This is a genomic window from Actinosynnema sp. NPDC059335 (assembly GCF_042752395.1).
Classification (GTDB): domain Bacteria; phylum Actinomycetota; class Actinomycetes; order Mycobacteriales; family Pseudonocardiaceae; genus Actinosynnema.
In genome coordinates this window covers 1-22,035 of sequence record NZ_JBHYXZ010000138.1, presented here as the reverse complement: position 1 = coordinate 22,035, position 22,035 = coordinate 1, and the positions used below count along the sequence as shown (strand labels likewise).

23 protein-coding genes are annotated in these 22,035 nt (G+C 73.7%); 6 read left to right on the top strand and 17 right to left on the bottom strand.

Annotation, left to right across the window (positions count from 1 at the left end):
- Positions 1–65 precede the first annotated feature (65 nt).
- Genes ACFXGA_RS31595 through ACFXGA_RS31570 form a run of 6 tightly spaced genes read right to left on the bottom strand, consistent with a single transcriptional unit; the run spans position 66 to position 6,198 of the window.
- Positions 66–1,160 (bottom strand): MCE family protein, encoded by a 1,095-nt coding sequence (locus ACFXGA_RS31595; RefSeq protein WP_378094253.1) that lies wholly within the window; start codon positions 1,158–1,160, stop codon positions 66–68.
- Complete coding sequence (locus tag ACFXGA_RS31590; RefSeq protein ID WP_378094251.1) at positions 1,157–2,125, bottom strand: MCE family protein; 969 nt, start codon at positions 2,123–2,125, stop codon at positions 1,157–1,159. Before ACFXGA_RS31590 ends, ACFXGA_RS31595 begins: the two co-directional genes overlap by 4 nt.
- The gene (locus ACFXGA_RS31585; protein ID WP_378094249.1) at positions 2,125–3,132 is read right to left on the bottom strand and encodes an MCE family protein; all 1,008 of its coding nucleotides are present in this window, start codon (positions 3,130–3,132) and stop codon (positions 2,125–2,127) included. Before ACFXGA_RS31585 ends, ACFXGA_RS31590 begins: the two co-directional genes overlap by 1 nt.
- Positions 3,132–4,097, bottom strand: coding sequence for an MCE family protein (locus ACFXGA_RS31580; protein ID WP_378094247.1), 966 nt, complete (start codon positions 4,095–4,097; stop codon positions 3,132–3,134). The genes ACFXGA_RS31585 and ACFXGA_RS31580 overlap by 1 nt, the downstream gene beginning before the upstream one ends.
- Positions 4,094–5,110 (bottom strand): MCE family protein, encoded by a 1,017-nt coding sequence (locus tag ACFXGA_RS31575; protein ID WP_378094245.1) that lies wholly within the window; start codon positions 5,108–5,110, stop codon positions 4,094–4,096. Before ACFXGA_RS31575 ends, ACFXGA_RS31580 begins: the two co-directional genes overlap by 4 nt.
- Positions 5,107–6,198 (bottom strand): MCE family protein, encoded by a 1,092-nt coding sequence (locus ACFXGA_RS31570; protein ID WP_378094243.1) that lies wholly within the window; start codon positions 6,196–6,198, stop codon positions 5,107–5,109. Before ACFXGA_RS31570 ends, ACFXGA_RS31575 begins: the two co-directional genes overlap by 4 nt.
- Positions 6,199–6,641: 443 nt before the next feature.
- On the opposite strand from ACFXGA_RS31570, the gene ACFXGA_RS31565 reads away from it, so the two are divergent.
- The gene (locus ACFXGA_RS31565; protein WP_378094240.1) at positions 6,642–7,913 is read left to right on the top strand and encodes a helix-turn-helix domain-containing protein; all 1,272 of its coding nucleotides are present in this window, start codon (positions 6,642–6,644) and stop codon (positions 7,911–7,913) included.
- On the opposite strand, the gene ACFXGA_RS31560 is transcribed toward ACFXGA_RS31565, so the two are convergent.
- On the bottom strand, positions 7,885–8,508 hold the full coding sequence (locus ACFXGA_RS31560; protein ID WP_378094238.1) for a hypothetical protein: 624 nt from the start codon (positions 8,506–8,508) through the stop codon (positions 7,885–7,887). The genes ACFXGA_RS31565 and ACFXGA_RS31560 overlap by 29 nt on opposite strands.
- A 239-nt stretch (positions 8,509–8,747) precedes the next feature.
- Here ACFXGA_RS31560 and ACFXGA_RS31555 point away from each other — a divergent pair, with 239 nt between their 5' ends.
- Together ACFXGA_RS31555 and ACFXGA_RS31550 are read left to right on the top strand one after the other, a co-directional pair.
- A complete protein-coding gene (locus ACFXGA_RS31555; RefSeq protein WP_378094236.1) occupies positions 8,748–9,359 on the top strand; it encodes a DUF6801 domain-containing protein in 612 nt (203 codons plus the stop codon).
- A gap of 82 nt (positions 9,360–9,441) precedes the next feature.
- Entirely contained in the window at positions 9,442–10,356 is a 915-nt protein-coding gene (locus ACFXGA_RS31550; protein ID WP_378094234.1) for a DUF6801 domain-containing protein, read from the top strand.
- A 142-nt stretch (positions 10,357–10,498) separates the two neighbouring features.
- On the opposite strand, the gene ACFXGA_RS31545 is transcribed toward ACFXGA_RS31550, so the two are convergent.
- Positions 10,499–11,224 carry an ANTAR domain-containing protein gene (locus tag ACFXGA_RS31545; RefSeq protein ID WP_378094232.1) on the bottom strand — a complete coding sequence of 242 codons (726 nt, stop codon included), beginning with the start codon at positions 11,222–11,224 and terminating at the stop codon, positions 10,499–10,501.
- A 58-nt stretch (positions 11,225–11,282) separates the two neighbouring features.
- On the opposite strand from ACFXGA_RS31545, the gene ACFXGA_RS31540 reads away from it, so the two are divergent.
- The 3 genes from ACFXGA_RS31540 to ACFXGA_RS31530 are packed head-to-tail and all read left to right on the top strand — an operon-like array spanning position 11,283 to position 14,185.
- On the top strand, positions 11,283–11,942 hold the full coding sequence (locus ACFXGA_RS31540; protein WP_378094230.1) for a response regulator transcription factor: 660 nt from the start codon (positions 11,283–11,285) through the stop codon (positions 11,940–11,942).
- Entirely contained in the window at positions 11,943–13,304 is a 1,362-nt protein-coding gene (locus tag ACFXGA_RS31535; RefSeq protein ID WP_378094228.1) for a sensor histidine kinase, read from the top strand. It abuts the gene before it with no gap.
- Positions 13,301–14,185: a TAXI family TRAP transporter solute-binding subunit gene (locus ACFXGA_RS31530; RefSeq protein ID WP_378094226.1), complete on the top strand. Its 885-nt coding sequence runs from the start codon at positions 13,301–13,303 to the stop codon at positions 14,183–14,185. Before ACFXGA_RS31535 ends, ACFXGA_RS31530 begins: the two co-directional genes overlap by 4 nt.
- A 170-nt stretch (positions 14,186–14,355) precedes the next feature.
- Here the strand turns inward: ACFXGA_RS31530 and ACFXGA_RS31525 are convergent, their stop codons facing one another.
- The 9 genes from ACFXGA_RS31525 to ACFXGA_RS31485 form a co-directional block, all read right to left on the bottom strand.
- Positions 14,356–14,916: a DUF5655 domain-containing protein gene (locus ACFXGA_RS31525; protein WP_378094224.1), complete on the bottom strand. Its 561-nt coding sequence runs from the start codon at positions 14,914–14,916 to the stop codon at positions 14,356–14,358.
- An 18-nt stretch (positions 14,917–14,934) separates the two neighbouring features.
- Positions 14,935–15,900: a VWA domain-containing protein gene (locus tag ACFXGA_RS31520; RefSeq protein ID WP_378094222.1), complete on the bottom strand. Its 966-nt coding sequence runs from the start codon at positions 15,898–15,900 to the stop codon at positions 14,935–14,937.
- Positions 15,900–16,781, bottom strand: coding sequence for a DUF58 domain-containing protein (locus ACFXGA_RS31515; RefSeq protein WP_378094255.1), 882 nt, complete (start codon positions 16,779–16,781; stop codon positions 15,900–15,902). Before ACFXGA_RS31515 ends, ACFXGA_RS31520 begins: the two co-directional genes overlap by 1 nt.
- A gap of 65 nt (positions 16,782–16,846) precedes the next feature.
- Positions 16,847–17,878 (bottom strand): AAA family ATPase, encoded by a 1,032-nt coding sequence (locus tag ACFXGA_RS31510; protein WP_378094220.1) that lies wholly within the window; start codon positions 17,876–17,878, stop codon positions 16,847–16,849.
- Positions 17,879–18,038: 160 nt separating this feature from the next.
- Positions 18,039–18,584: a molybdenum cofactor guanylyltransferase gene (locus ACFXGA_RS31505; RefSeq protein ID WP_378094218.1), complete on the bottom strand. Its 546-nt coding sequence runs from the start codon at positions 18,582–18,584 to the stop codon at positions 18,039–18,041.
- A gap of 20 nt (positions 18,585–18,604) precedes the next feature.
- On the bottom strand, positions 18,605–19,351 hold the full coding sequence (locus tag ACFXGA_RS31500) for an MHYT domain-containing protein (protein ID WP_378094216.1): 747 nt from the start codon (positions 19,349–19,351) through the stop codon (positions 18,605–18,607).
- Positions 19,352–19,432: 81 nt separating this feature from the next.
- Complete coding sequence (locus tag ACFXGA_RS31495; protein ID WP_378094214.1) at positions 19,433–19,732, bottom strand: hypothetical protein; 300 nt, start codon at positions 19,730–19,732, stop codon at positions 19,433–19,435.
- A gap of 6 nt (positions 19,733–19,738) precedes the next feature.
- Positions 19,739–21,166: a diguanylate cyclase domain-containing protein gene (locus ACFXGA_RS31490; protein WP_378094212.1), complete on the bottom strand. Its 1,428-nt coding sequence runs from the start codon at positions 21,164–21,166 to the stop codon at positions 19,739–19,741.
- Positions 21,163–21,954 (bottom strand): alpha/beta fold hydrolase, encoded by a 792-nt coding sequence (locus ACFXGA_RS31485; RefSeq protein WP_378094210.1) that lies wholly within the window; start codon positions 21,952–21,954, stop codon positions 21,163–21,165. Before ACFXGA_RS31485 ends, ACFXGA_RS31490 begins: the two co-directional genes overlap by 4 nt.
- Positions 21,955–22,035 lie beyond the last annotated feature (81 nt).

Below are 22,035 nucleotides of genomic sequence, written 5' to 3'. Positions count from 1 at the left end.
CGCGTGTGTCCTACGTTCAGAACGCGTGTGTCCTACGTTCAGGTACCCCGAGTTCAACGCTCAGGTCAGCGCGGGGCGTTGTGGGAGCCCCGGACGTTGGTCGCCGAGCCGCGCGGGAGGGTGCACGCCGCGCTCGTGTTGAACGGGCCGGCGGACGTGTCCAGCCCGCTCCGCCGCCGGGTGCCCTCGTAGCCCGCCTCGCACGGCGGGGGCTCGAAGAACGTCAGCGCCAGCCCGAACCGCGCCTGCCCGGACGCCAGCGTGGACGCGCCCACCGACACCGCGTCCGGCAGCGTCACCAGCACCTCCTCCACCGCCCCCTGCCGCGTGACCAGCACGTCGGCCGTGGTCAGGAGGTTCGCCAGGACGACCCCGAGGTTCGGCCCCGACTCCCGCAGCAGGACGCTGACCTGCGCCGACGCCCCGGGCACGGCCCCGATCAGCCGCCGCAGGTCCCCGTCGCCCGCCCGCAGCCGCGCCGCCACCAGCAGGGCGCTGTCCGCGAACGACTCGATCGCCGCCGCGTGGTCCACCTGCGTCCGCAGCACGGTGGCCGAGTCGGTGAGCAGCCGGGTGGTCTGCGGCAGGTGGGCGGTCGCGGTCGCCACGAACTCCGCCGTGGCGTCCAGCAGCGCCTGGAGGTCCGGCCCGGTCCCCCGCAACGCCTGGTCCAGCTCGTCCACCACGGTCCGCAACGAGTCCTGCGGCACCGAGCGGGCCAGGTCGTCCAGGCTCGTCAGCACCCGCTCCACCGGCAACGGCAGCGTGGTGCGCGCCCGCGGGATCACCGAGCCGTCACCCAGGAACGGCCCACCGCCGCCCCGCGGTCGCAGGTCGACGTACTGCTCGCCCACCGCCGACCGGTTGGCCACCACGGCGTCCAGGTCGGCCGGGATGGGCGGCGCGCCCGCCGCGATGCGCAACTCGACCTCGACCTGCCCGTCGCCCAGCCGCACGGGACCGACCCGGCCCACCGGCACGCCCCGGTACGTCACCTCGCCGCCGGTGAACAGCCCGCCGGTCCGGGCCAGCTCCAGCCGCACCACGTACCCGTCGTCCACCACCACGAGCCCGGCGTACCTGGCGCTCACGTAGCTGACGCCGAGCAGCGCGACGACGACGAACAACGCGATCCGCACCCTGGTCCGCCCGGTGATCATCGACGGCCTCCCGGCGGGGTCAGCGTCAGGTACGCGTTGAGGTAGTCGCCCTTGATCCCGTCCAGCACCGCGTCGGTGAACGGGAACGTCAGCAGCATCTCCAGCGACTGCGGCAGGTTCTGCCCGGACTCGGCGAGCCGCCGCAGCGTCGGCTCCAGCGCCCGCAGGTCGGCCACCAGGTCGTCCCGGCTCCGGTCGACGGTGTCCACGGCCACGTCGGACAGCTCGTCCACCGCGTCCAGCAGCCCGACGAGCTGCCCGCGCTGCTCGTGCAGCACCCGCAACCCCGGCTCCAGCCCGTCCAGCACCTCGCCGATGTCGTCCTTCCGGGACTCCAAAGCGGACGCGAGGCGGTTCATCCCGTCCAGCGCACGGGTGATCTCGCCCTTGTGCGAGTCCAGCGCCCCCACGAACGTGTCCAGGGTGGACAGCAGCGACCGCACCGCGGCCTCGTTGCCGGACAACGCCGCGCTCAGCTCCCGCGAGATCTCCTGGAGCTGCCCGATCCCGCCGCCGTTGAGCAGCATCGACAGCGCGCCGAACACCTCCTCCACCTCGGGGTTGCGGTTGGTCCGGGTCACGGGGATCAGCGCGCCGTCCACCAGCGGCGACGCCGACCGCTCGGCCGGCGCGACCAGCTCCACGTACTTCTCGCCCAGCAGGCTCGACTGCCGCAGCAGGGCCAGCGCGTTGGCCGGCAGCAGCACGTCACCGCGCACCGCGACCCGCACCAGCGCCGTCGAGCCGTCCTCGGACAACGCGATGTCCTCGACCTTGCCCACCGGCACGTCGTCCACCTTCACCCCGGCCTGCGGCACGAGGTCGAGCACGTCGTCGAACTCGACGGTCACCCGGTACGGCCGGTCGCCGAGGTCCGCGCCGCCGGGCAGCGGCAGGTCGTACGCGCTCGGCGTGGCCGAGCACCCGGTCAGCACGAGCACGAGCGCCAGCGCCGCCCACCGCATCACCGCGCACCCCCCGGCACGCTGAGCAGGTCGGCCACGAACTCGTCCAGGTTGGCCCGCGCGGTCAACGTCCCGGTCCGCGGGTCGTAGGCGTCGACCACGTTGTGCAGCGCGACGGGCGCGACCTCGACCACCTCCGCCAGCGACTGCTGCTGCCGGACGAGCACCCCGGTCAACGCGGCGAGGTCGTCCACCGTGGACCGCACCCGGTCGCGGTTGTCGTGCACGAAGTCCCGCACCTGCTCCAGGGCCGTGGCCAGCTCGCCCAGCGCCGCGCCGAGATCCTCCCGTTCGGCGGCGAAGAAGCCGGACACGTCGGCCAGCTGGTCGACCAGCCGCCCCACCTGCTCGTCGTCGGCCGCGAGCACGGAGGTGAACCGCTGGAGGTGGTCCACGGTGCCGAACAGGTCCTCGCGCGACCCGGCCAACGTCCGGGCCGCGTCCGCGAGCTGCCGGACCGACTCGTTCAGCGCGCCGCCCGTCCCGTCGAGGTTGGCCGCGCCCGTGCGCAGGAGGTCGGACAGCGCGCCCTCGCGGTTCGCGCCCTCCGGGCCGAGCGCGGTCAGCACCCGGTCCAGGCTCGCGTACAGCTCGTCCAGCTCGACCGTGCCCGCGGTCCGCGCGGCCGGGATCACCGCGCCGGGGGCGAGCTTGTCGCCGCCGGTGTAGACGGGGGTGAGCTGCACGTACCGGTCGGCCACGACGGTCGGCGACACGATCACGGCGCGGGCGTCGGCGGGCACGTCCACGCCCTCGTCCAGCTCCAGGTCCACCCGCACGGACGCGCCGTCGGGCGCCACGGCGGCCACCCGGCCCACCTTCACCCCGAGCACCCGCACGTCCGAGCCTTCGTACACGCCGACGGCGGCGGCGAACTGCGCCGTCACGCGGGTCGGCGAGGGCTGGAGGAAGACCCACCACACCGCGGCGGTCGCGACGAGCACCACGGCGTACCACTGCGCCAGCCCGATGACGAGGCGGCGGTCGGCCCGCGTCCGGATGAACATCAGCGCTCCCCCTGCGGGCAGTCGCGCCGCGCGCCGGGCTCGACGACCAGGCCGCACAGGTAGGTGTCCACCCACCGGCCGTTGCCCAGGGAGTTGGTGAGCAGCCGGTAGTAGGGCCCGGCCAGGGCGAGCCCCCGGTCCAGCGCGTCCTGGTTGTCCCGCAGCACGTCGGTGACGCGCTCCAGCCGCTCCAACGCGGGCCGCAACTGCTCCTGGTTGTCCGCGACCAGGCCGGACAACTCCCGGGACAGCTCCCGCGTGCCGTCCAGCAGCCGGGCGATGGCGTCCCGGCGGCGCCCGACCTCCTCCAGCAGCAGGTTGCCGTCGGTGATGAGCGCGGCGAAGTCCTCGTTCCGCGCCGCCAGCACCCCGCTGACCCGGTTCGCGCCCTCGACCAGCGACGCCAGCTGCTCGTCGCGGGACGAGATCGTCTTCGACAGCGCCGACAGGCCGTCCAACGCCTGCCGCACGTGCTCGGGCGAGTCGCGGAAGGCGTCCGACAGCACCCGGAAGCTCTCCGCGAGCCGGTCCGTGTCGATCGCCGCGACCGTGGCCGAGAGCCCGTTGAACGCCTCGACCACGTCGTACGGCGAGGTGGTGCGCTCGACCGGGATGGCGCCGGTGAGCGGGTCGTGGCCCGCGGGTTCCAGCGCCAGGTACTTCTGCCCGAGCAGGGTCTTGATCCGGATCTCGGCCCGGCTGCGGTCGCCCAGCTCGACGCCCTCGACCCGGAACGCCACCCGCACCCGGCCCTCGTGCAGCCCGACGTCGGTGACCGCGCCGACCTTCAGGCCCGCGACGCGGACCTCGTCGTCCACGCGCAGGCCGGCCGCCTCGGTGAAGTCGGCGGTGTGCACGGCGCCGCCGCCGAAGAACGGCAGGTCCTCCAGGAAGAAGGTGAGCAGGGCGGTGACCGCGACGACCAGGAGCCCGACGGCTCCCAGCAGCACCGGTCTGCGGGTCATCGGTGACACCTCGATTCGGTCACGGGGATGCCGACCGGCGGGCCGCCGGGCGCGGGCGGCGCCTGCGAGGAGGCGAAGCACAGGTAGAAGTTGAGCCAGGAGCCGTAGGACGCGGTGCGGCCGATGGCCTCGAACTTCACCGGCAGGGTGCGCAGGAACGGCTCCAGCTCCGGCGCGTCGCCGAGGGTGCCCGCGAGCAGCCCGAGCGCGGCGATGTCGTCCTTGAGCGGTTGGCGGCCCTGCTCCAGCAGCGACGCGGTGCTGTCGCTCAACGCGGCCAGGCCGGTGATGGCGTCGCCGATCGGCTGCCGGTCGGCGGCGAACCCGGACACGAGCTGCCTCATCGACGTGAGCAGGGCGTCGAGCCGGTCGTCGCGCGACTCGACCGTCTCCAGCACCGCGTTGAGGTTCTCGACCACCTCGCCGATCACGTCGTCCTTGGCGGCCAGCGCGGTGGTGAGCGACGCGGTGTGCGCGAGCAGGCTCTCCACCGTGCCGCCCTCGCCCTGGAGCACCTGGACGATCTCCAGGGAGAGCTTGTTCACGTCCTCCGGGTTCAGCGCCTGGAACAGCGGCTTGAAGCCGTTGAACAACGCGGTCAGGTCGAGCGCGGGCGTGGTCCGCTCGACCGGGATCAGGCCACCGGGCGGCAGCGTGGCGTCGACCCGCCCGGCGGGCTGCTCCAGCGCGACGTACCGCTGCCCCACCAGGTTGCGGTACTTGACGGTGGCGGTGACGTCGGCGGACAGCCGCCTGCCGTCCGCGACGGAGAACCCGACGTCCACGAACCGGTCGTCCACCAGCTCCAGCGACTCGACCTGGCCGACCTTGACCCCGGACATGCGCACGTCGTCGCCCTCGGCCAACGCCGTGACGTCGGTGAACCGCGCGGTGTAGGCGACGGTGCCGCCGACCCGGCTGCCCGCGATGGTCGCCGCCAGGAAGGCGGTCGCGGCGATCGTGACCGCGGCGAACACCAGGAACTTCGTCAGCGGCGCGGCGAGGGGTCTCATCGGGCTCCCATCAGCAGGCCGGCCCAGTCGGGCACCCGGTCCGGGGCCACGGCGGTGAGCGGGCCGGTCGGGCAGTGCGGTCCGCCGCCGCGCCGGTGCGCCGGCTCGTCCCGGCCGGGCACGTACGCCTCGCCCGGCGGGACGACGGTGACCTCGGCGTGCACGCCCGGCTGGTCGGTGCCCTTGCCCAGCACCTCGTCCATGCGCGGCCGGAGGGCGTTGACGGCGGCGAGCACGCACGGGAACTCGGGCGAGTAGGTGGCGACCAGTTCGAGCGTCGGCCGGGCGCGGTCGGCCAGCGCGACCGCGGTCTCGCCGTGGGCGCGGACGAACCCGGTGAGGTCCGCGGCGGCGGTCGTGAGGCTGCCGTACACGGCGTCGAGGTTCGCGCGCTGGTCGGCGAGCGTGCGGCTGACCGCGGTGGCGTCCGCCAGCGCCCGCACCAGGTCCGGGCCGGCGTCCGCGTACACCCCGGCGACGTCGGCGAACCGGGTGATGTCCTCCTGGAGCACCGGGAGCTGCGGGTTCAGCTCGCGCAGGTACGCGTCGAGCCGCGCGATCGCCTGCCCCAGGGTCGCCCCGCGACCGCGCAGCGCCCGGGCCGCCGAGGTGAGCGCGGCGGCGAGCTTGTCCGGCCGGACCGCCTGCAACGTGGGCATCAGGTCGGTGAGCACCCGTTCCAGCTCGATCGCGGCGGACGTGCGGTCCTGCTCGATCACGTCGCCCTCGCCGAGCGAGCCGGTCGGGTCGGCGGGCGGTTCCAGGCTGACGAACCGCTCGCCGAACAGGGTCTTGGGCAGCAGCCGGGCGGTCACGTTCGCCGGGATGCGGCGCACCTGGTCGGGGCGCAGGGCCAGCTCCACCTCCGCGCCGTCGCCGCGCGAGCGGATGGCGCGCACCTCCCCCACCGGCACGCCGAGCAGCTTCACGTCCGAGTCGCGCTGGAGCTGGTTGCCGACGTGGTCGGTGCGCAGCAGCACCGCCACCCGCGAGGCGAACGCCTTCCGGTAGGCCGCGACGGACACGCCGCACGCCGCGACCAGGAGCGCGGCCAACAGCAGCCCCAACAGGCGTCGACGCAATACCACGGCGTTCTCCGGGGATACGTGGAATAAACCGGAAATCACGTTACCGGCGGGTACGTTACTGACGGACGTGGCCGCGCACAAGGATCGCCGGGAATTGTCAGGAGCGTGACAAAAACGGGGTGACGAACACTCACGTGGATGCACAAAGACGTGTGCGACCTGGCGTCCCGACTCGTGCCCGGACTATGCGTTGACGGGTTGTCGAGAATCGGGGGCACGGGCGTGGCAGAGGCACCGGAACGCATTCGGGCGCGGCACCACACCGCAATGGAGCAGCCCTTCCCACCCGATCAGGCGCTCCGGCGGTCACTGCCGGTGCACGACCGGTCGGACCACCGGCCACCGGCGTCTTTGTCACACCCGTGCGCGTGGTTGACAACTTTTCATGATCAAAAATACAGTGTTCGGAATCACACCCGACCGTTTGGTGGTGGGCGAGCAGCATGAACAGAACCGGAGAAGTCACCGCCTCCGAGTTACCGCTCATCGGGAACGCGGACCTGTGGGAGCAACTGCCCGCCGACCTGGCGCCGAAGTTCCGCGCCAGGGCGGGCGACGTGGCCGTGGACATGGTCCGGGAAATCCAGAACCAGATCGCCGAGTATTCGCAGAAGCTGGAGGGGATGTTCGGCCAAGTGGTGGTCGAGGGGGTGGAACAGGCGATCCACCAGTTCATCGACCGGATGGTCGACCCGACCGCGCAGCGCGAGGACCGGGCGAAGCTGTTCCGCATGCTCGGCAAGCTGGAGGTCAGCGCGGGCCGCAGCCTCGACCTGCTCCAGACCGCCTACCGGATCGGCGCGCGGGTCGCGTGGCGGCGGATCTCCGAGTTCGGGCAGACCGAGCGCGTGCCGCTGGCCACCATGTGCCTGATCGCGGAGGCGATCTTCGCCTACATCGACGAGCTGTCGCTGCGCTCGATGGAGGGTTACGCCGAGGCCCAGGCCCGGCACGCGGGCGCGGTGCAGCGGCGGCGCAAGCGGTTGCTGGAGCTGCTGCTGGGCGAGCCCGGCTACCACCCGAACGCGCTGGCGGAGCTGGCCGAGGCCGCGCACTGGCCGCTGCCGGACAAGGTGCTCGTGGTGGCGCTGGAACGGCGCACCGACCAGCACCAGCTCCCGATCCCGGCGCTGCACGAGGACATCCTGATGGACCTGGAGGGCAGCGAGCCGTGCCTGCTGCTCACCGACCCGGAACGGCAGCTCGTCGCGCTGGAGCAGAAGCTCGGCGGCTGGCGCGCGGCCGTCGGCCCGGTCGTGCCGCTGGCCTCGGCACGGCAGTCGCTGCGCTGGGCGCGCCGCACCATCACGCTGATCCAGTCGGGCGTGATCGAGGACCGGCCGATGGTGGACGCCTCCGAACACCTGTCGACCCTGCTGCTGCTCGGGGACGAGGAGCTGGTGCGGCAGCTGGTGCGGCGGACGCTGGCCCCGCTGGAGGGGCTGACGCCGAAGCAGCAGCAGCGGATGAGGGAGACGATGACGGCGTGGGTGGAGACCCGGGGCAGCGCGCCGGAGGTGGCGTCGAGCCTGGCCGTGCACCCGCAGACGGTGCGCTACCGCCTGCGGCAGCTGGAGGAGCTGTTCGGCGATCGGCTGCACGACCCGGACGCGTTGTTCGACATGGGCATCGCGCTGCGCGCCTCGCGGCTGCTGAACGGGCAGCCGGCGGCGGGCGCGACCGGGTTCACGGGGTCGGGAGCAAGGTCAGCGTGAGGTCGATGGCGTTGCCCGGCCCGGAGATCAGACCGGTGAACAGCGGGTCGAGCCGCTCGCGCCCCAGGCAGTTTCCGAACGACGGGATCGCGTAGACGCCCGTCAGCCGCATCTGCGCCAGCTCGAAGGGACCCGCGAGCCCCAGCGACGCCGGTTCGGCGGTCGCGCACGCCGGACCGGCGTCCAGCGGCTGCTCGTTCACCGCGACGTCGCCGAGCCCGATGTCGACCTCGGCGCGCGCTTCGACCTGCCCCTCGCTGATCGTGCCGGACACCCGGCCGACCGGGGTCAGCGTGGTGCGCGCCGTGGTCGGCACGAAGCCGAAGACGACGAAGTAGCCGTCGGCCGGAGGCAGCCACAGGTCCCCGGTGATCGTGCCGGACGCGAGGTCGATCTCGGCGTCCAGCCTGCCGGGACCGATGACGAGGTCGGATTGGAGCTTGGCGATCCGCGTCACGCCGTCGACCTGGTAGGACACCCGGATCCCCGCGACGGGCCGCGGCGCGGGCCCCTCCCCGTGCCGCACGACCGGCGCCGGGGACGTCGACGCGGCCAGCACCGCGATGAGGGCGGCCAGCACCGCCGCGATCCTCACGACCCCGCTCCGCTCATTCTTCGAAACTACTTCCGCGGCTGCGGCGCGACAAGTCCGGTCGATTCTTTGTCACGCGCGTGATAAGTCTTTCGGACCCTTTTGTAGAACCTGACACACCCTCGGAAACGCCGAAAAGAATGCTTGCCGAACCTGCCCGACATAGCTACTTTACTGACCAGTAGCCCCTGCGGCACTCCGAACCAACTGTTTTCCGCACTGCTCTCGACGAGGAGACGCACATGCAGAAACGAACTGGCCGTACGGTCGTCGGCATGATCGCGGTCGCGGCCGCCGTCGCCGGCGCGGTGACGTTCGCCGGCGCGGGCACCGGCGCGGCCGCCACCGCCAGCCTCACCCTCGCCTACAGCTGCCCGTTCCCGCTGATCGGCACGCAGGACATGACCGTGCGCATCCAGGTCGCCGACCTGGCCGACTCGGCGGTGGTCGGCCAGCCGGTCCCGCCGACCAAGGTCACCGCCACCGCGACGGTCCCGGCGACCGCGACGAGCGGCCTGCGGCTGGTGGGCGCCTCGACCGTGGAGGGCACCGCCCGGTCGCAGGTGACGGTGGACAACGCCGGCACGCCGGTCCCGGTCGTGGCGAACCTGACGGTGGCCAAGACCAACATCCCGCTCGCGGGGTCGTTCAACACCGTCGCCACGGGCGGCACGCCGTCGCTGACCTTCACCACGGCGGGCGTGAGCACGGTCCGGCTGGGCGCGTTCAGCACCACGCTGACGCCGCGCACGTCCAGCGGCGGCCTGACCGGCCTGGGCACGTTCACCTCCAACTGCACGCTGAAGCCGAACCAGAACACGCTGCTCCACACGTTCACCGTGGCGCCCGCGTGAGCGCCCACCAGCGGTGACCACACCACACCGTCGCGGGCCGGTGCCACCACCGGCCCGCTCGGTCGTCCCGGGGAGACCTGCCATGAGAGTGCGAGACAGGGTGGCCGCGCTGGCCGTCGGCGCGGTGGTGGTCGGCGGTTCGGCCCTGGTGGGCGCGGGCGTCGGCAACGCCGCGACGGCGTCGCTGACGCTGGTCTACACCTGCCCGTTCCCGCTGATCGGCGACCAGGAGATGTCCGTCCACATCGAGGTGGCCGACCTGCCCGACTCGGCGGTGGTGAACCAGCCGACCCCGGCCACGACGGTGACCGCGACCGCCACCGTCCCGGCCACGGCGACCGAGGGCCTGGCGCTCGTGGGCGCGGCGACCGTGGAGGGCACGGCGCGGGCGACGACCCGGGCGGACAACGCGGGCACGGTGTACGACATCAACGCCGACCTCACCGTGGGGCTGACCACCGTGCCGGCGTCGGGCCCGTTCGACACGGTGGCCACGGGCGGCACGCCGCCGGTGGCGTTCCCGGCCGCGGGCTTCACCACCATCGACGTCGGCGACTTCGAGGTCACCCTCACCCCGCGCAAGGCCGACGGCTCGGAAACGGGCCTTGGCACCTTCGTCTCGCCGTGCACGCTGCTGCCCGGCCAGGCCACGCGGCTGCACGAGTTCACCGTCGAGGGCGGCACCACCACCGGACCCACCACCACGACGACCACCGACATCTCGACGACCGAGCCGACGACGACCACCACCCCCACGGGCGGCTCCGGCACCACCACCACGACCGCGTCCGGCGGCGGCACCACGACCACCGGGACGTCGGCCACGTCCACGACGACGTCGACGCAGGCCGTGGTCCCCGTGGGCTACCCGGACCAGGGCGGCAAGCTCGCCTACACCGGGGCCGAGGTCAAGGGCGCGCTGCTGCTGGCCGGCGCGCTGCTCGCGATGGGCGTCGGCACGTTCTACCACCTGCGCCGCGCGCGTCGCCGAGCCTGACGGACCGATGCGGCGCGGCTTTCCCGGGAAGAACCGGAAAGGGCCGCGCCGCCGGAACCGGGCGGTGACGACCGATTTGCGGCACTTCACCCGTCGCGGTCGCCGAATTCCGCGGAATCGCGCCGGCGACCATTGTCGGCGGTCAGGGCTTGCGCACCGAATCGAGCAGGTTGCGCGCCACGTCGCGCAGCTTGGTGTTGTGCTGTTGCGATTCGACCACCAGCCGGCCGAACGCCTCCTCGGCGTCGATGCCGTACGCGGCCATCAGCACGCCCTTGGCCTGGTCGATCTCCGCCCGCGACTCCAGCGCGTGCTGGAGGTTCTCGATCAGGCGGCGGGAGCGCTCGTACCGGCTGAACCCGGTGATCGAGGTGGACGCGGCCGTGACGAACAGCCGCACCAGCGCCTCGTCGAACGGGTCGAACGCCCGCGGGTCGGAGCTGTACATGTTCAGGGAGCCGAGCACCGTGTCCTCGACCACGATCGGCGCGGACAGGTACGCGCACACGCCCGCCTCCTCGGCGGCGGCCGCGAACTCCGGCCACCGCTCCCGGCCGTCCTCGGGGGTCGCCCGGACGGGCCGCTGGGTGCGCGCCGCCTCCAGGCACGGACCGTTGCCGACCACGTACTGGTCGGTGTCGATGGCGACCACCTTGGGGTCGGTGGCCGCCGCCGTGGTCGGGCCCTCGGGCCCGACGACGGTCACGCTGACGTGCTCGGCGTCCGGGATGATCCGCGACGCCGACTCCGCCAGCTGCTGGAGGGCCTCGGCCAGGCTCTGCCCGTCGGCGAGCACGCTCGCCAGCTCTTCGAGCGCCTCACTGGCCTCGTCCAGCAGGAGGGCGGGCACGTGCTCGTCAATGCTCACAGGCACCTGTTTACACCCCGGACGCCATAATCGCCCCTACCAAAAAGGGGGTGGCCGGGTGCGCGTGCTGCTGGTCGAGGACGACGACGGGGTCGCCGACGCGCTGGTCGAGGCGCTGGAGGGCAACGACCACCGGCCCACGAGGGTGGCGCGGGGCTCGGACGCGCTGCTCGTGCACCGCGACTTCGACCTGCTGCTGCTCGACCTCGGCCTGCCGGACACCGACGGGCTGGAGGTGCTGCGCAAGATCCGCAAGGTCTCGCCGGTGCCCGTGCTGGTGCTCACGGCGCGGGGCGACGAGCGGTCGGTGGTGCGCGGCCTGCGCCTGGGCGCCGACGACTACCTGGTGAAACCCGTGCGGCTCGGCGAGCTGCTGGCCCGGATGGACGCGGTCGCGCGGCGCAGCGCGGCGCTCACCGGACCGAGGGACCGCCGGGTCCGGGTCGGCGACGTGGAGATCGACCTGGAGGGCAGGCGGGTGGTGGTCGGCGACCGGGAGGTGTCGTTGACCACGAAGGAGTTCGACGTGCTCGCCGCGCTGGCCGGCCGCGCGGGCACGGCGGTGAGCCGCCAGCAGCTCATGGACGAGGTGTGGGGCGACGCGTACCTGGCCGTGTCGCGGTCGTTGGACGTGCACCTGGCGGGTCTGCGGGCCAAGCTGGACCGCCCCGGCCTGCTCACCACCATCCGCGGTTTCGGCTACCGGCTCGGTGGGTGAATGCGCCGCCGCCTGCTGCTCGTGCTGCTGCTGTTCTCGGCCGCGGCCGTGGCGGCGTTCGCCGGGCCGCTGCTGTCGGCCACGGCCGCCGAGCGCACCCAGCGGTTCGTGCTGGCCCGCACCGGCGACCTGGACCGGTTCGCCGCGCTCGCCCAGCAGGCCGAGACCACGGGCGACAACGCGGCGCTGGCCGACGAGGTCGCCGCGTACGTCGAGCTGTACGGCGACGCGGTGGTGGTGGTCGACGCGCGGCGGCGGCCGGTCGCGCAGGCGGGGCTGACCGCGGACGACCCCGCGTTGGCCCAGGTGCTGGACGCCGCGTTGCGCAACCAGCCCACGCCCCCGGTGCCGACGGTGAAGCCGTGGTCGTCGGGGCACGTGGTGTTCGCCCGCCCGGTGGGCACGGGGACCCGGGTGGCCGGCGCGGTCGTGCTGCGGGCGTCGGTGGAGCGCGCGGCGGCGGACGTGACGGCCCGGTGGCTGCTGGTCCTCGGTGGCGCGCTGGCGGCGGCCGTCGCCTCGGTGCTGCTGGTGCTGGCGGTCACGCGGTGGCTGCTGAAGCCGTTGGCGGAGCTGGCGGTGGGCGTGCGGGCGGTGGCCGCGGGCGAGCGGCGGGCGCACGTGCCGGGCAGCAGCGGGCCGCCGGAGGTGCGGGAGCTGTCGGAGTCGTTCAACCGGATGTCCGACGCCGTCACGGAGGCGGCGGACCAGCAGCGGCGGCTGATCGCGGACGCGTCGCACCAGCTGCGCAACCCGATGGCGGCGTTGCGGCTGCGCATGGACACGTTGGCCGGGCAGGTCAAGCCGGAGGGCGTGCGCGCGTACACGGCCGGGATGGCGGAGATCGAGCGGCTGGAGTCGTTGCTGGACGGGCTGCTCGCGCTGGCGTCGGCGGAGAGCGCGGCGACCGAGGTCGCGGCGGGCGGGCGTGAGCCGGAGCTGGCCGACGTGGGCGCGGTGGCGGTGGAGCGGGCGGGGTTCTGGCAGGTGCCGCTGCCGGTCACGCCCGCGTTGGCGGTGCTGGTGCGCTGCCCCGAGTCGGACCTGGCGCAGGTGCTGGACGTGCTGCTGGACAACGCGGTGAAGTACGGCGGCGCGGTGCGGGTGTCGCTGGGCGCGGACCGTGCGGCGGGGGTCGGGTGGGTCGAGGTGCGCGACGACGGTCCGGGGTTGACCGGGGAGGAGCTGGCGTTGGCCACGTCGAGGTTCTGGCGCGGGGCGTCCGGGCAGCCCGGCACCGGGTTGGGGCTCGCGATCGCGGACCAGCTCGTGAAGGCCCGGCAGGGGGTGCTGACCCTGTCGTCCGCTCCGGGCGAGGGGTTCACCGCCCGGGTGGCGCTGCCGTTGGAGCCGGCGCTGTGAACCGGCGGGTGTTCCTGCTGGGTCTGGTGGCGGCCGGGTGCGCGCCCGGCGGGCCGTCCGGGGAGGTGGCGATCGCCGCCGGTGAGCGCGGGGGCATGTACTTCGACTTCGCCACCCTGCTCGCGGCGCAACTGTCGGACGTGCGGGGGCGGGTGCTGGAGACCGAGGGCAGCCTGGCGAACCTGGCGTTGCTGGCGTCGGGCGGGGCGCAGGTGGCGTTGACCCTGGCCGACTCCGCGCGCGTGGCCGACCCGGGGTTGGAGCTGCGGGCGCTGGGCCGGGTGTACGAGAACTACCTGCAGCTCGTGGTGCGCGAGGACGACCCGGCGCGGGCGCCCGCCGACCTCGCCGGGCGGGCGGTGTCGCTGGGCGCGGAGGGGTCCGGCGCGTCGTTGTCCGGGGAGCGGATGCTGGTGGCGCTGGGGCTGCGCGGGTCCGTCCGGGTGGAGCACCTGCGGCTGGGTGACGCGGTGGGCGCGTTGGCGGAGGGCCGGGTCGACGCGTTGCTGTGGTCGGGTGGCGTGCCGACGCCGAAGCTGGCCGCGTCGCCGGGGATCCGGCTGCTGCCGCTGGCCGACCTGGTGCCGGGGCTGCGGGCGGCGCACGGTTCGGTGTACGAGCAGGTGTCGGTGCCGGTCGGGGTGTACGGCGCGACGCGCGAGGTGCCGACCATCGGGGTGGCGAACCTGCTGGTGTGCCGGGCGTCGTTGCCGGACGACGTGGCCGCCGCCGTGACGCGGACGTTGGTCTCCCGTGCCGCCGCCCTGGTCCCGGAGCAGGCGCTGGGCACCCAGTTCCTCGACGTCCGCAGCCTGATCGGCACCGCCGGCCTCCCCCTGCACCCCGGCGCCGCCGCCACCTACCGCACCCTGCACGGCTGACCCACCCGCGTGTCCTACGTCCAGAACGACCGTGTCCTACGTTCCGGTACCCCGAATTCAACGCTCAGGACGGCCGGGGCTGTTCCGAGCGTTCAACTCGGGGTGCCCGAACGTAGGACACGGTGGACGCGAACGTGGGACACGCGGGTACTGGAGGTTCGACTCACGGGTCAGGTGTTGGCGGTGTAGGCGGTGCGCAGGTGGTCCAGGGTGGTGTCGTCCACGTCGTCGGCGCTGGCGATGGCGATGCGCACGGTGACGGCTCCCGGACGGCCCGCCGGCGGGTGGGGCGGCAGGCGCAGGCCCAGGTCGACGCGGGTCCGCGTGGTCGGCTTCACGACGGCGAACGTCCGCCGGGGCGTGAGCAGCGCCACGTGCGTCTTCCGCGCCTGGACGCGCATCGGCCCCAGCAACGCCGCCTCGGCCAGCACCCGGTCGAGGATGGGGCGCAGCTCGGGACGGTCGGCGTACTGGGCGTCCACCACGCCGGCCGACGCCCAGTCCGACCGCGGGTCCATGAACTCGGGGTACCCGAACCGCTCCATCACCAGCAGCATCTGCGGGTACCCCGTGACGCCCTGCTCCCGCAGCCAGACCCGCAGGTCACGCTCGTTGTCCACGCCGGACGCGAGCACCCGCCGGTTCCACTCCGGCACGCCCTCGCCGGTGCCGCGGCGCAGCAGCGCCACGGACCAGTCGACCATCTCCCGCCAGTGCTCCGCCACCACCACGGGCGACATACTGCCCGTTCACGGCAGACGTTGCCCGAAGAGCAGCGCGCCCGCCACGGCGAGCATCCCCAGCACGGTGCCCACCGCCACCCACGGCCGCGACGCGTCGGCCTGCTTCTTCTCGTACCCGATCTGCTCGCCGAGCGTGTCGTACACCCGGCGCAGCTCCTCGGCGCTCGCGGCCTTGAAGAACTCGCCGCCGGACAGCTTCGCGATCTCCTTCATCGAGTCGTCGTCCACCGGCACGTCCTGCCGACGCCCCTCGATCTCGACCACGCCCTCCTCGGTGCCGAACGAGATCGTGGAGATCGGCACGCCCGCCTTCTTCGCGTCCTCGGCCGCGTCGAACGCGTCCCGCGTGCCCACCGTCTCCTTGCCGTCGGTCATCAGCACGACCCGCGCGGGCGGCGGCCCGTCCGCGCCGCTGACCACCTTGCCGAACGAGTCGATCGCGGCCAGCGCCGCCACGATCGCGTCACCCGTCGCGGTCGACTGGGCCAGCTTCAGCCCGTCGATGCTCTGCGTGACCGCGCCGCGGTCGGTGGTCGGCGCGACCATCACGGTGGCCGACCCGGCGAACGAGATCAGCCCCAGGTTGATGCCGGGCGTCAGCCCCTCGGCGAACGACTTGGCGGCCACCTGCGCGGCCTCCAGCCGGGACGGCTTGACGTCGGTGGCCTTCATCGACAGCGACGTGTCGATCACCAGCATCACGGTGGCGCGGTTGCGCGGCACCTTCTGCTCGGCGGTCGGCCCGGCCAGCGCCACGGTCAGCGCGATGAACGCGACCATCAGCAACGCCGCCGGCGCGTGCCGGTACCAGCCGGGGCGCTTGGGCGCGACCTTCTCCAGCATCGGCAGGTTGGCGAACCGCAGCGTCCGCTTGCGCAGCACGCGTTGCAGCACGACGTAGCACGCGACCAGCGCCGCCACGGCGACGAGCAGCAGGAACCACCACGGCGCGGTGAACCCGGACAGGCTCATCAGGCCACACCTCCCGACCAGCGGCGCTTGCGCGCCACGACGAACCGCACGGTGTCGGCGATCCAGTCCGAGTCGGTGCGCAGCACCAGGTGCCCGGCCCCGGCCCGGCGCAACCCGGCGGCCACCTCCGCCCGGTGCTCGGCCGCCGCCGCGGCGAACTCGCGGCGCAGCAGCGGCGACGCGACCACCTCGCGCTGCCGGCCCGACTCGGGGTCGGCCAGCACGACCGTGCCCACGTCGGGGAGGTCGATGTCGCGCGGGTCGATCACCTCGACGGCCACCAGGTCGTGCCGGGCGGACAACGCGCGCAGCGGGCGCTGCCAGTCGGTCGCGCCGAGGAAGTCCGAGATCACCACGACCAGGCCGCGGCGGCGCGGCGGGCGGCGCAGCTGCTCGACCACCTCGGCCAGCGAGCCGCGGGTGCCCTCGGGCGCGCGCGGCGTCTCGGCGACCTTGCGGATCAGGCCGCGCGAGTGCGCCAGGCCCCCGCGCGCGGGCACGCGGACGAGCCGGTCGCCGGTGGAGACCAGCGCGCCGATCCGGTTGCCGCCGCCGCGGGTCAGGTGCGCCACCGCGGCGGTCGCGGCCACGACCAGGTCGCGCTTCTCGCACGCCGCCGTGCCGAAGTCGAGGCTCGGCGACAGGTCGATCGCGAGCCACGTCTCCAGCTCGCGGTCGGCGACGGTCTCGCGGATGTGCGGCACGGTGGTCCGCGCGGTGACCGCCCAGTCCATCCGCCGCACGTCGTCACCGGGCTGGTAGGGCCGCGCCTCGCCGGGTTCGGAGCCCGGTCCGGGCACGAGACCCAGGTGGTTGCCCTGCAACAGGCCGTCCAGCCGGCGGCGCACCTCCAGCTCCAGCGTGCGCAGCGCGGCCTCCATCCGGCCGCCGTGCAGCACCGGCGGCGCCCAGCTCGGCCGCCCGGCGGTCGTCGGGGTCGGCTCGGTCACGGCCTGCCCGCGGGCTGCGGCGTCTGCGGACGGGCGGAGACCTGCGGCAGCGGCACGGTCTGGAGCACGCGGGTGATGATGTGGTCCAGCGGGACGCCGTCGGCGAGCGCGTCGTAGGACAGCACGAGGCGGTGCCGCAGCACGTCCGGCACCACGTCCACGATGTCCTGGGGCAGCACGTAGTCGCGGCCGCGCACGAGCGCGAGGGCGCGGGCGGCGGCGATGATGCCGAGGCTGGCGCGCGGCGACGCGCCGTAGGCGACCCAGCCGGCCACGTCGGTGAGCTGGTGCTCCTTGGGCGCGCGGGTCGCGATGACCAGCCGCACCACGTAGTCGACGAGCGCGTGGTGCACGAACACCCGGGAGGCCACGCCCTGGAGGCGGACCAGCTCGTCCGGGCCGAGGACCTGGTTGGGCACCGGCGGCTCCACGCCCATCCGGTAGACGATCTCCCGCTCCTCCTCGGCCGTCGGGTACTCGACCTGGATCTTGAACAGGAACCGGTCGCGCTGCGCCTCGGGCAGGGGGTACACGCCCTCGTTCTCGATCGGGTTCTGGGTGGCCAGCACCAGGAACGGGGTGGGCATCGGGAACGTCTTGCCGCCGATGGACACGTGCCGCTCGGCCATCACCTCGAGCATGGCCGACTGCACCTTCGCGGGCGCGCGGTTGATCTCGTCGGCGAGGACGAAGTTGGCCACCACGGGGCCCAGCTCGACGTCGAAGCTCTCGCTGCCCTGGCGGTAGATGCGGGTGCCGAGGATGTCGGCGGGCACCAGGTCGGGGGTGAACTGGACGCGCGAGAACGAGCCGCCCACGACGTTGGCGAACGTCTCCACGGCCAGCGTCTTGGCCACGCCGGGCACGCCTTCCAGCAGCAGGTGGCCCTTGGCCAGCAGGCCGACGAGCATCCGCTCGACCAACCGGTCCTGGCCCACGATCACCCGCTTGACCTCGAACACGGTGCGTTCGAGCAACTGGGCGTCACGAGCCGGCGTGTGGGTCGCCTCGGCGGCGGGCTCGGACAACAGGTCCTCCTCGACAGGGTTGTACGACGGTGGTCAGTCTCCCCTGCCGACGGTGTGGCTCTTGTGAAGGGGTCCGGGTGTGCGGTATCGGGCAGCGGCGCAGCTCACGCCCGTCGGGCCGGATCTTCGCCCGGCCCGGCGGCGACCGCGGCGGAACCGGTCACGGCGCGAGGTCGCGGGGGGTGTCCACGTCCCGCGCTTCACCCGGTCGGGCGATCACGGGCGTCGGGTCGAGCGGCCCCAGGACCGACCGCGCCGAGACGTCGCGCGGGTCGGCGGGCAGCGCCCGGCGCAGCGCACCGGCCCGCCACGCGCCGGCGAGCCACTGCGCCCGCCCGTCCTCGTCCACGAGCACCGCGCCGGTGTCGGCCACGGCGGCGAGCAGGCGGTCCACGGTGGACGCGGTGATGCCCGGCTGGTCCACCGCGAGCACCACCACCAGGTCGGTCGTGACGTGGGCGAGGCCCGCGGCCAGCCCCGCGACCGGTCCGCCGCCGGGCGGGTCCTCGCGCGTCCAGCCCACGCCGGGCAGGTCGGGCGCGTCGGCCCGGCGGGGTCCGACGACGACGGTCTGCCGCGCGGACGCGACCGCGGCCAGCACGTGGTCGAGCAGGGTGCGGCCGTCGACCACGACCGACGCCTTGTCCACGCCGCCCAGCCGGCTGCCCCGACCGCCCGCCAGCACCACCGCCGCCCAGGACGTCACGGGACCACGGTAGTCGCGGGTCAGGCGGTCTCCCCCAGCGCGTCGTCGTCGGTGAACAGCATCCACAGCAGCACCGCCACGACGAGCGCGCTCGTCACGAACACGGGGAACACCAGGTCGAACGCCGTCGTGCCCTGCGGCGCGGCGATCGTCGGGTCGGTCCTGACCCGCACCGCGGCCATGCCGGTGTAGTGCATGCCGGTGACCGCCACGCCCATGATCACGCCGGCCGCGAGCCTGGCCGGCGTCGTCGTGACGACCAGGGTGAACCAGAACGCCGCGGTCGCCGCGACCACCGCGATCAGGAACGACAGCGCGACCAGCGCCGGGTCGTAGGAGACCTCGCCCTTGAACCGGATGGCGGACATGCCCAGGTAGTGCATGCCCGCCACCCCGAGCCCGGCCAGCGCGCCCGCGAGGAGCAGCCGCATCCTGGTGAACCGGATGAGCGTGACCAGGGACAACCCGATCCCCACCACGACGATCGCGACCACGGCCGACAGCGCGGTCACCGGCACGGAGTACTTGATCGTGGCGTCCGGGACGTCGAAGCCGAGCATGGCGATGAAGTGCATCAGCCAGATGCCGATGCCCCCGATGGCGAGCGCGCCCAGCAGGGTCCACCGGGTCTTGGCGGCGCGGGCGGGCTCGGCCCGGGCACGCGCCATGCAGGCGAGGCCGATGAGGGAGCCGATAACGGAGACGACGAAGGCGAACACCGGGGTGGAGAGGCCGTCGGAGAAGTGCTGCATCGAGTCGTGGTCCACGCCACTCTTACTAACTCAGCGTGATGGCATTCACCAGATCGGCCCAGCTTAATTCATTGATTCGCAATCCATCCCTGCCGATTATCTACTGTGCGTAGTTATCACATCGGCCGAACGGCCGAGCCATAGCGCCGCGCGGGTGAGCCAGTGGTCCAGCACCGCCCGATCGCCGCCGACGCTCACCGGCGGGACGTCCGGCGGGAGCCGCCGGGTCATGGTCGGCAGCAGGTCCCGGACCGTCGCGCCGACCGTCACGTCCGCGCCGGCCCCCGGGTTGATCAGCCAGGCCGTCGGCCCGTCGGACGGGCGCAGCAAGAGCAGTTGGCCGTCGCCGCGCAGCTCGACCCACGCGGGCTTGAGGAAGGCGGCCCCCTCCGCCACCGGCCGCTAGCCGCCCGCGCGGCGGCCCACGACGCGGTTGCGGCCCGCGTCCTTCGCCTGGAGCACGGCCACGCTGGCCTCCTCCACGGCGTCGGTGACGGTGGCGCCCGGCAGGACCTCCACCGCGCCGATCGACACCGTCACCACGCCGCCCGGGTTGCCCCGGTGCTCGATGCCGAGCCGCTCCACCGCCTGCCGGATCCGCTCGCCCAGCGCCAGCGCGCCGGCCAGCGGCGTGTCCGGCAGCAGCACGGTGAACTCCTCGCCCCCGTACCGGTACGCGCGGTCCCCGGCGCGGGCCGTGGCGTTGATCGCCTCGCCGACCAGGCGCAGCGTCTCGTGCCCGGCCAGGTAGCGGTAGAGGGTGTTGTAGCTGTGGAAGCGGTCGATGTCGACCAGCAGCAGGCTGTACGGCTCGCCGACGCGGTTGCGGCGGGCGTGGTCGGCGTCGAACGTGGCCGGGTTCGGCAGGCCGGTGCGCTGGTCCACCGTCGCCGCCTCGGTCAGCGCCCGGTTCTCCGCGCGCAGCTCCTCCAGCCGTTCGGCGAGCCGGTCGACCTGGTGCTTGCGGGCCAGCGCCCAGTCCTCCAGGTCCTCGTCGTAGACCGCGACGCCCACCGGCCCGATCGTCTTCGCCCGGTACATCGCGAGGTCCGCCTGGTGCACCAGGTCCTCCGCGCCGTGGCCGGGTCGGACGAACGTGATGCCCGCCGACACCGACACCCGGACCACGGCCTCGTCCAGCACGACCGGCATGGCGATCACGGCCAGGATCTCGTGCGCCGCGGCGACGGCCTGCCGCTCGTCCAGCTCGTCCAGCAGCACGGCGAACTCGTCGCCGCCCAGCCGGGCCGCCGTGCCGCGGCCGGCCACGACGGCGGCCAGCCGTGCCCCGACCAGGCGCAGCACGTGGTCGCCCGCGGCGTGCCCGTGCCGGTCGTTGACGTCCTTGAACTGGTCGAGGTCGAGGAACACCAGCACCGGTCCGTGCCCGCCGCGCACGGCCTGCTCCAGCCGCGGCAGGAACCCGGTGCGGTTGGCCAGGCCCGTCAACGCGTCGGTGTTGAGCCTGCTGCCCAGCTCGTCGGCCGTCTCCGCCCAGCCGGTGACGTCCAGCGCGACCACCACCAGGCCGCGCACGTCCGGGTCGTCGCTCAGGTCGCGGGCGATCAGGTCCACCCGCCGGTGCGCCGACCCCTCCACCGGCACCGCGCACGACAGCCGCGACGCGCCCGTGCGGCCCGCGGCGTGCAGGAACGTCCCGACCGCCGCCGCGTCGCCGGGCGCCACCAGGTCCGGCAGCAGGCCGGACGAGCAGCCGAACAGCCGCAGGGCCGCCGGCGACGCCCACCGGACGCCCAGGTCACCCGGGTCCACCACGAGCACGGCGGCGTCGGCCCGTTCGAGCACCGCCCGGTGGAAACCGCCGTTCATCGCGACGCGCTGAGGAACCGCAGCAGGGCGCGGTCGAACTCGTCCGGGCGGTCGAGGTTGACCACGTGACCGGCGCCCGCCACCACGACCTTCACCGCGCCGGGCACCGAGCGGTGCAGCAGGTCGGCGACCGCGTGGATGTCGGACGAGTCGAGGTCGCCGACGACCACCAGCGTGCGCGCCCGCAGCTCGGCCACCCGGTCGATCGCACCCACCTCGTCCGCCGGCCGGGCGAACGCGCCGCGCGACACGGCGTGGACGGCCAGCGCGCGGCACAGCTCCCGCACCCGCGGGTCCACCTCGTCCGGCGACCGGTGCGGACCGTCCACCCACATCCGCAGCAGGCACTCCGCGACCTCGTCCGCCGTGGTCGAGGCGCGCAGGCGGGCCGCCTGGTCGAGGATGAACGGGTCCGCGAACGCCATCCCGCTGACGCCGGGACCGACCAGCACGAGGTCGGCCACCCGGTCGGGGTGGGTGAGCGCGAAGTCGACGGCGGTGCGCGCGCCCAGCGACAGGCCGACCAGCGTCGCCCGGTCCAGCCCCAGCCCGTCCAGCACCGCCCTCAGGTCCTCGTGGTGGGCGAACGGGCCGGTCGGCGGCGAGGACTCCCCGTGACCCCGCGCGTCGTACCGGACCACCGCGTGGTCGCGGGCCAGCAGGTCGAACTGGCGCTCCCAGGTGACGCCGCCGAGCGCGCCGCCGTGCAGCAGCACGACCGGCGGCCCCTCGCCCTGCCCGAGGTAGGACAGTTCCCCGTCGTCGAGAATCAAGCGGCCGGCCGTCATGGTCCCCCCTGGACTTGACTTCCTCCCTGTGACCTTCGACGCTACCGAAGCGGGGGCCGTGCATTCGAGTGATCAGGAACA

Coding starts and splice junctions, on each gene's coding strand:
- ACFXGA_RS31490 (WP_378094212.1), bottom strand. CDS start 21,166: ATGAACGGCGGTTTCCACCGGGCGGTGCTCGAACGGGCCGACGCCGCC.
- ACFXGA_RS31590 (WP_378094251.1), bottom strand. CDS start 2,125: ATGCGGTGGGCGGCGCTGGCGCTCGTGCTCGTGCTGACCGGGTGCTCG.
- ACFXGA_RS31485 (WP_378094210.1), bottom strand. CDS start 21,954: ATGACGGCCGGCCGCTTGATTCTCGACGACGGGGAACTGTCCTACCTC.
- ACFXGA_RS31520 (WP_378094222.1), bottom strand. CDS start 15,900: ATGAGCCTGTCCGGGTTCACCGCGCCGTGGTGGTTCCTGCTGCTCGTC.
- ACFXGA_RS31535 (WP_378094228.1), top strand. CDS start 11,943: ATGCGCCGCCGCCTGCTGCTCGTGCTGCTGCTGTTCTCGGCCGCGGCC.
- ACFXGA_RS31575 (WP_378094245.1), bottom strand. CDS start 5,110: ATGAGACCCCTCGCCGCGCCGCTGACGAAGTTCCTGGTGTTCGCCGCG.
- ACFXGA_RS31595 (WP_378094253.1), bottom strand. CDS start 1,160: ATGATCACCGGGCGGACCAGGGTGCGGATCGCGTTGTTCGTCGTCGTC.
- ACFXGA_RS31580 (WP_378094247.1), bottom strand. CDS start 4,097: ATGACCCGCAGACCGGTGCTGCTGGGAGCCGTCGGGCTCCTGGTCGTC.
- ACFXGA_RS31515 (WP_378094255.1), bottom strand. CDS start 16,781: ATGGAGGCCGCGCTGCGCACGCTGGAGCTGGAGGTGCGCCGCCGGCTG.
- ACFXGA_RS31565 (WP_378094240.1), top strand. CDS start 6,642: ATGAACAGAACCGGAGAAGTCACCGCCTCCGAGTTACCGCTCATCGGG.
- ACFXGA_RS31585 (WP_378094249.1), bottom strand. CDS start 3,132: ATGTTCATCCGGACGCGGGCCGACCGCCGCCTCGTCATCGGGCTGGCG.
- ACFXGA_RS31555 (WP_378094236.1), top strand. CDS start 8,748: ATGCAGAAACGAACTGGCCGTACGGTCGTCGGCATGATCGCGGTCGCG.
- ACFXGA_RS31550 (WP_378094234.1), top strand. CDS start 9,442: ATGAGAGTGCGAGACAGGGTGGCCGCGCTGGCCGTCGGCGCGGTGGTG.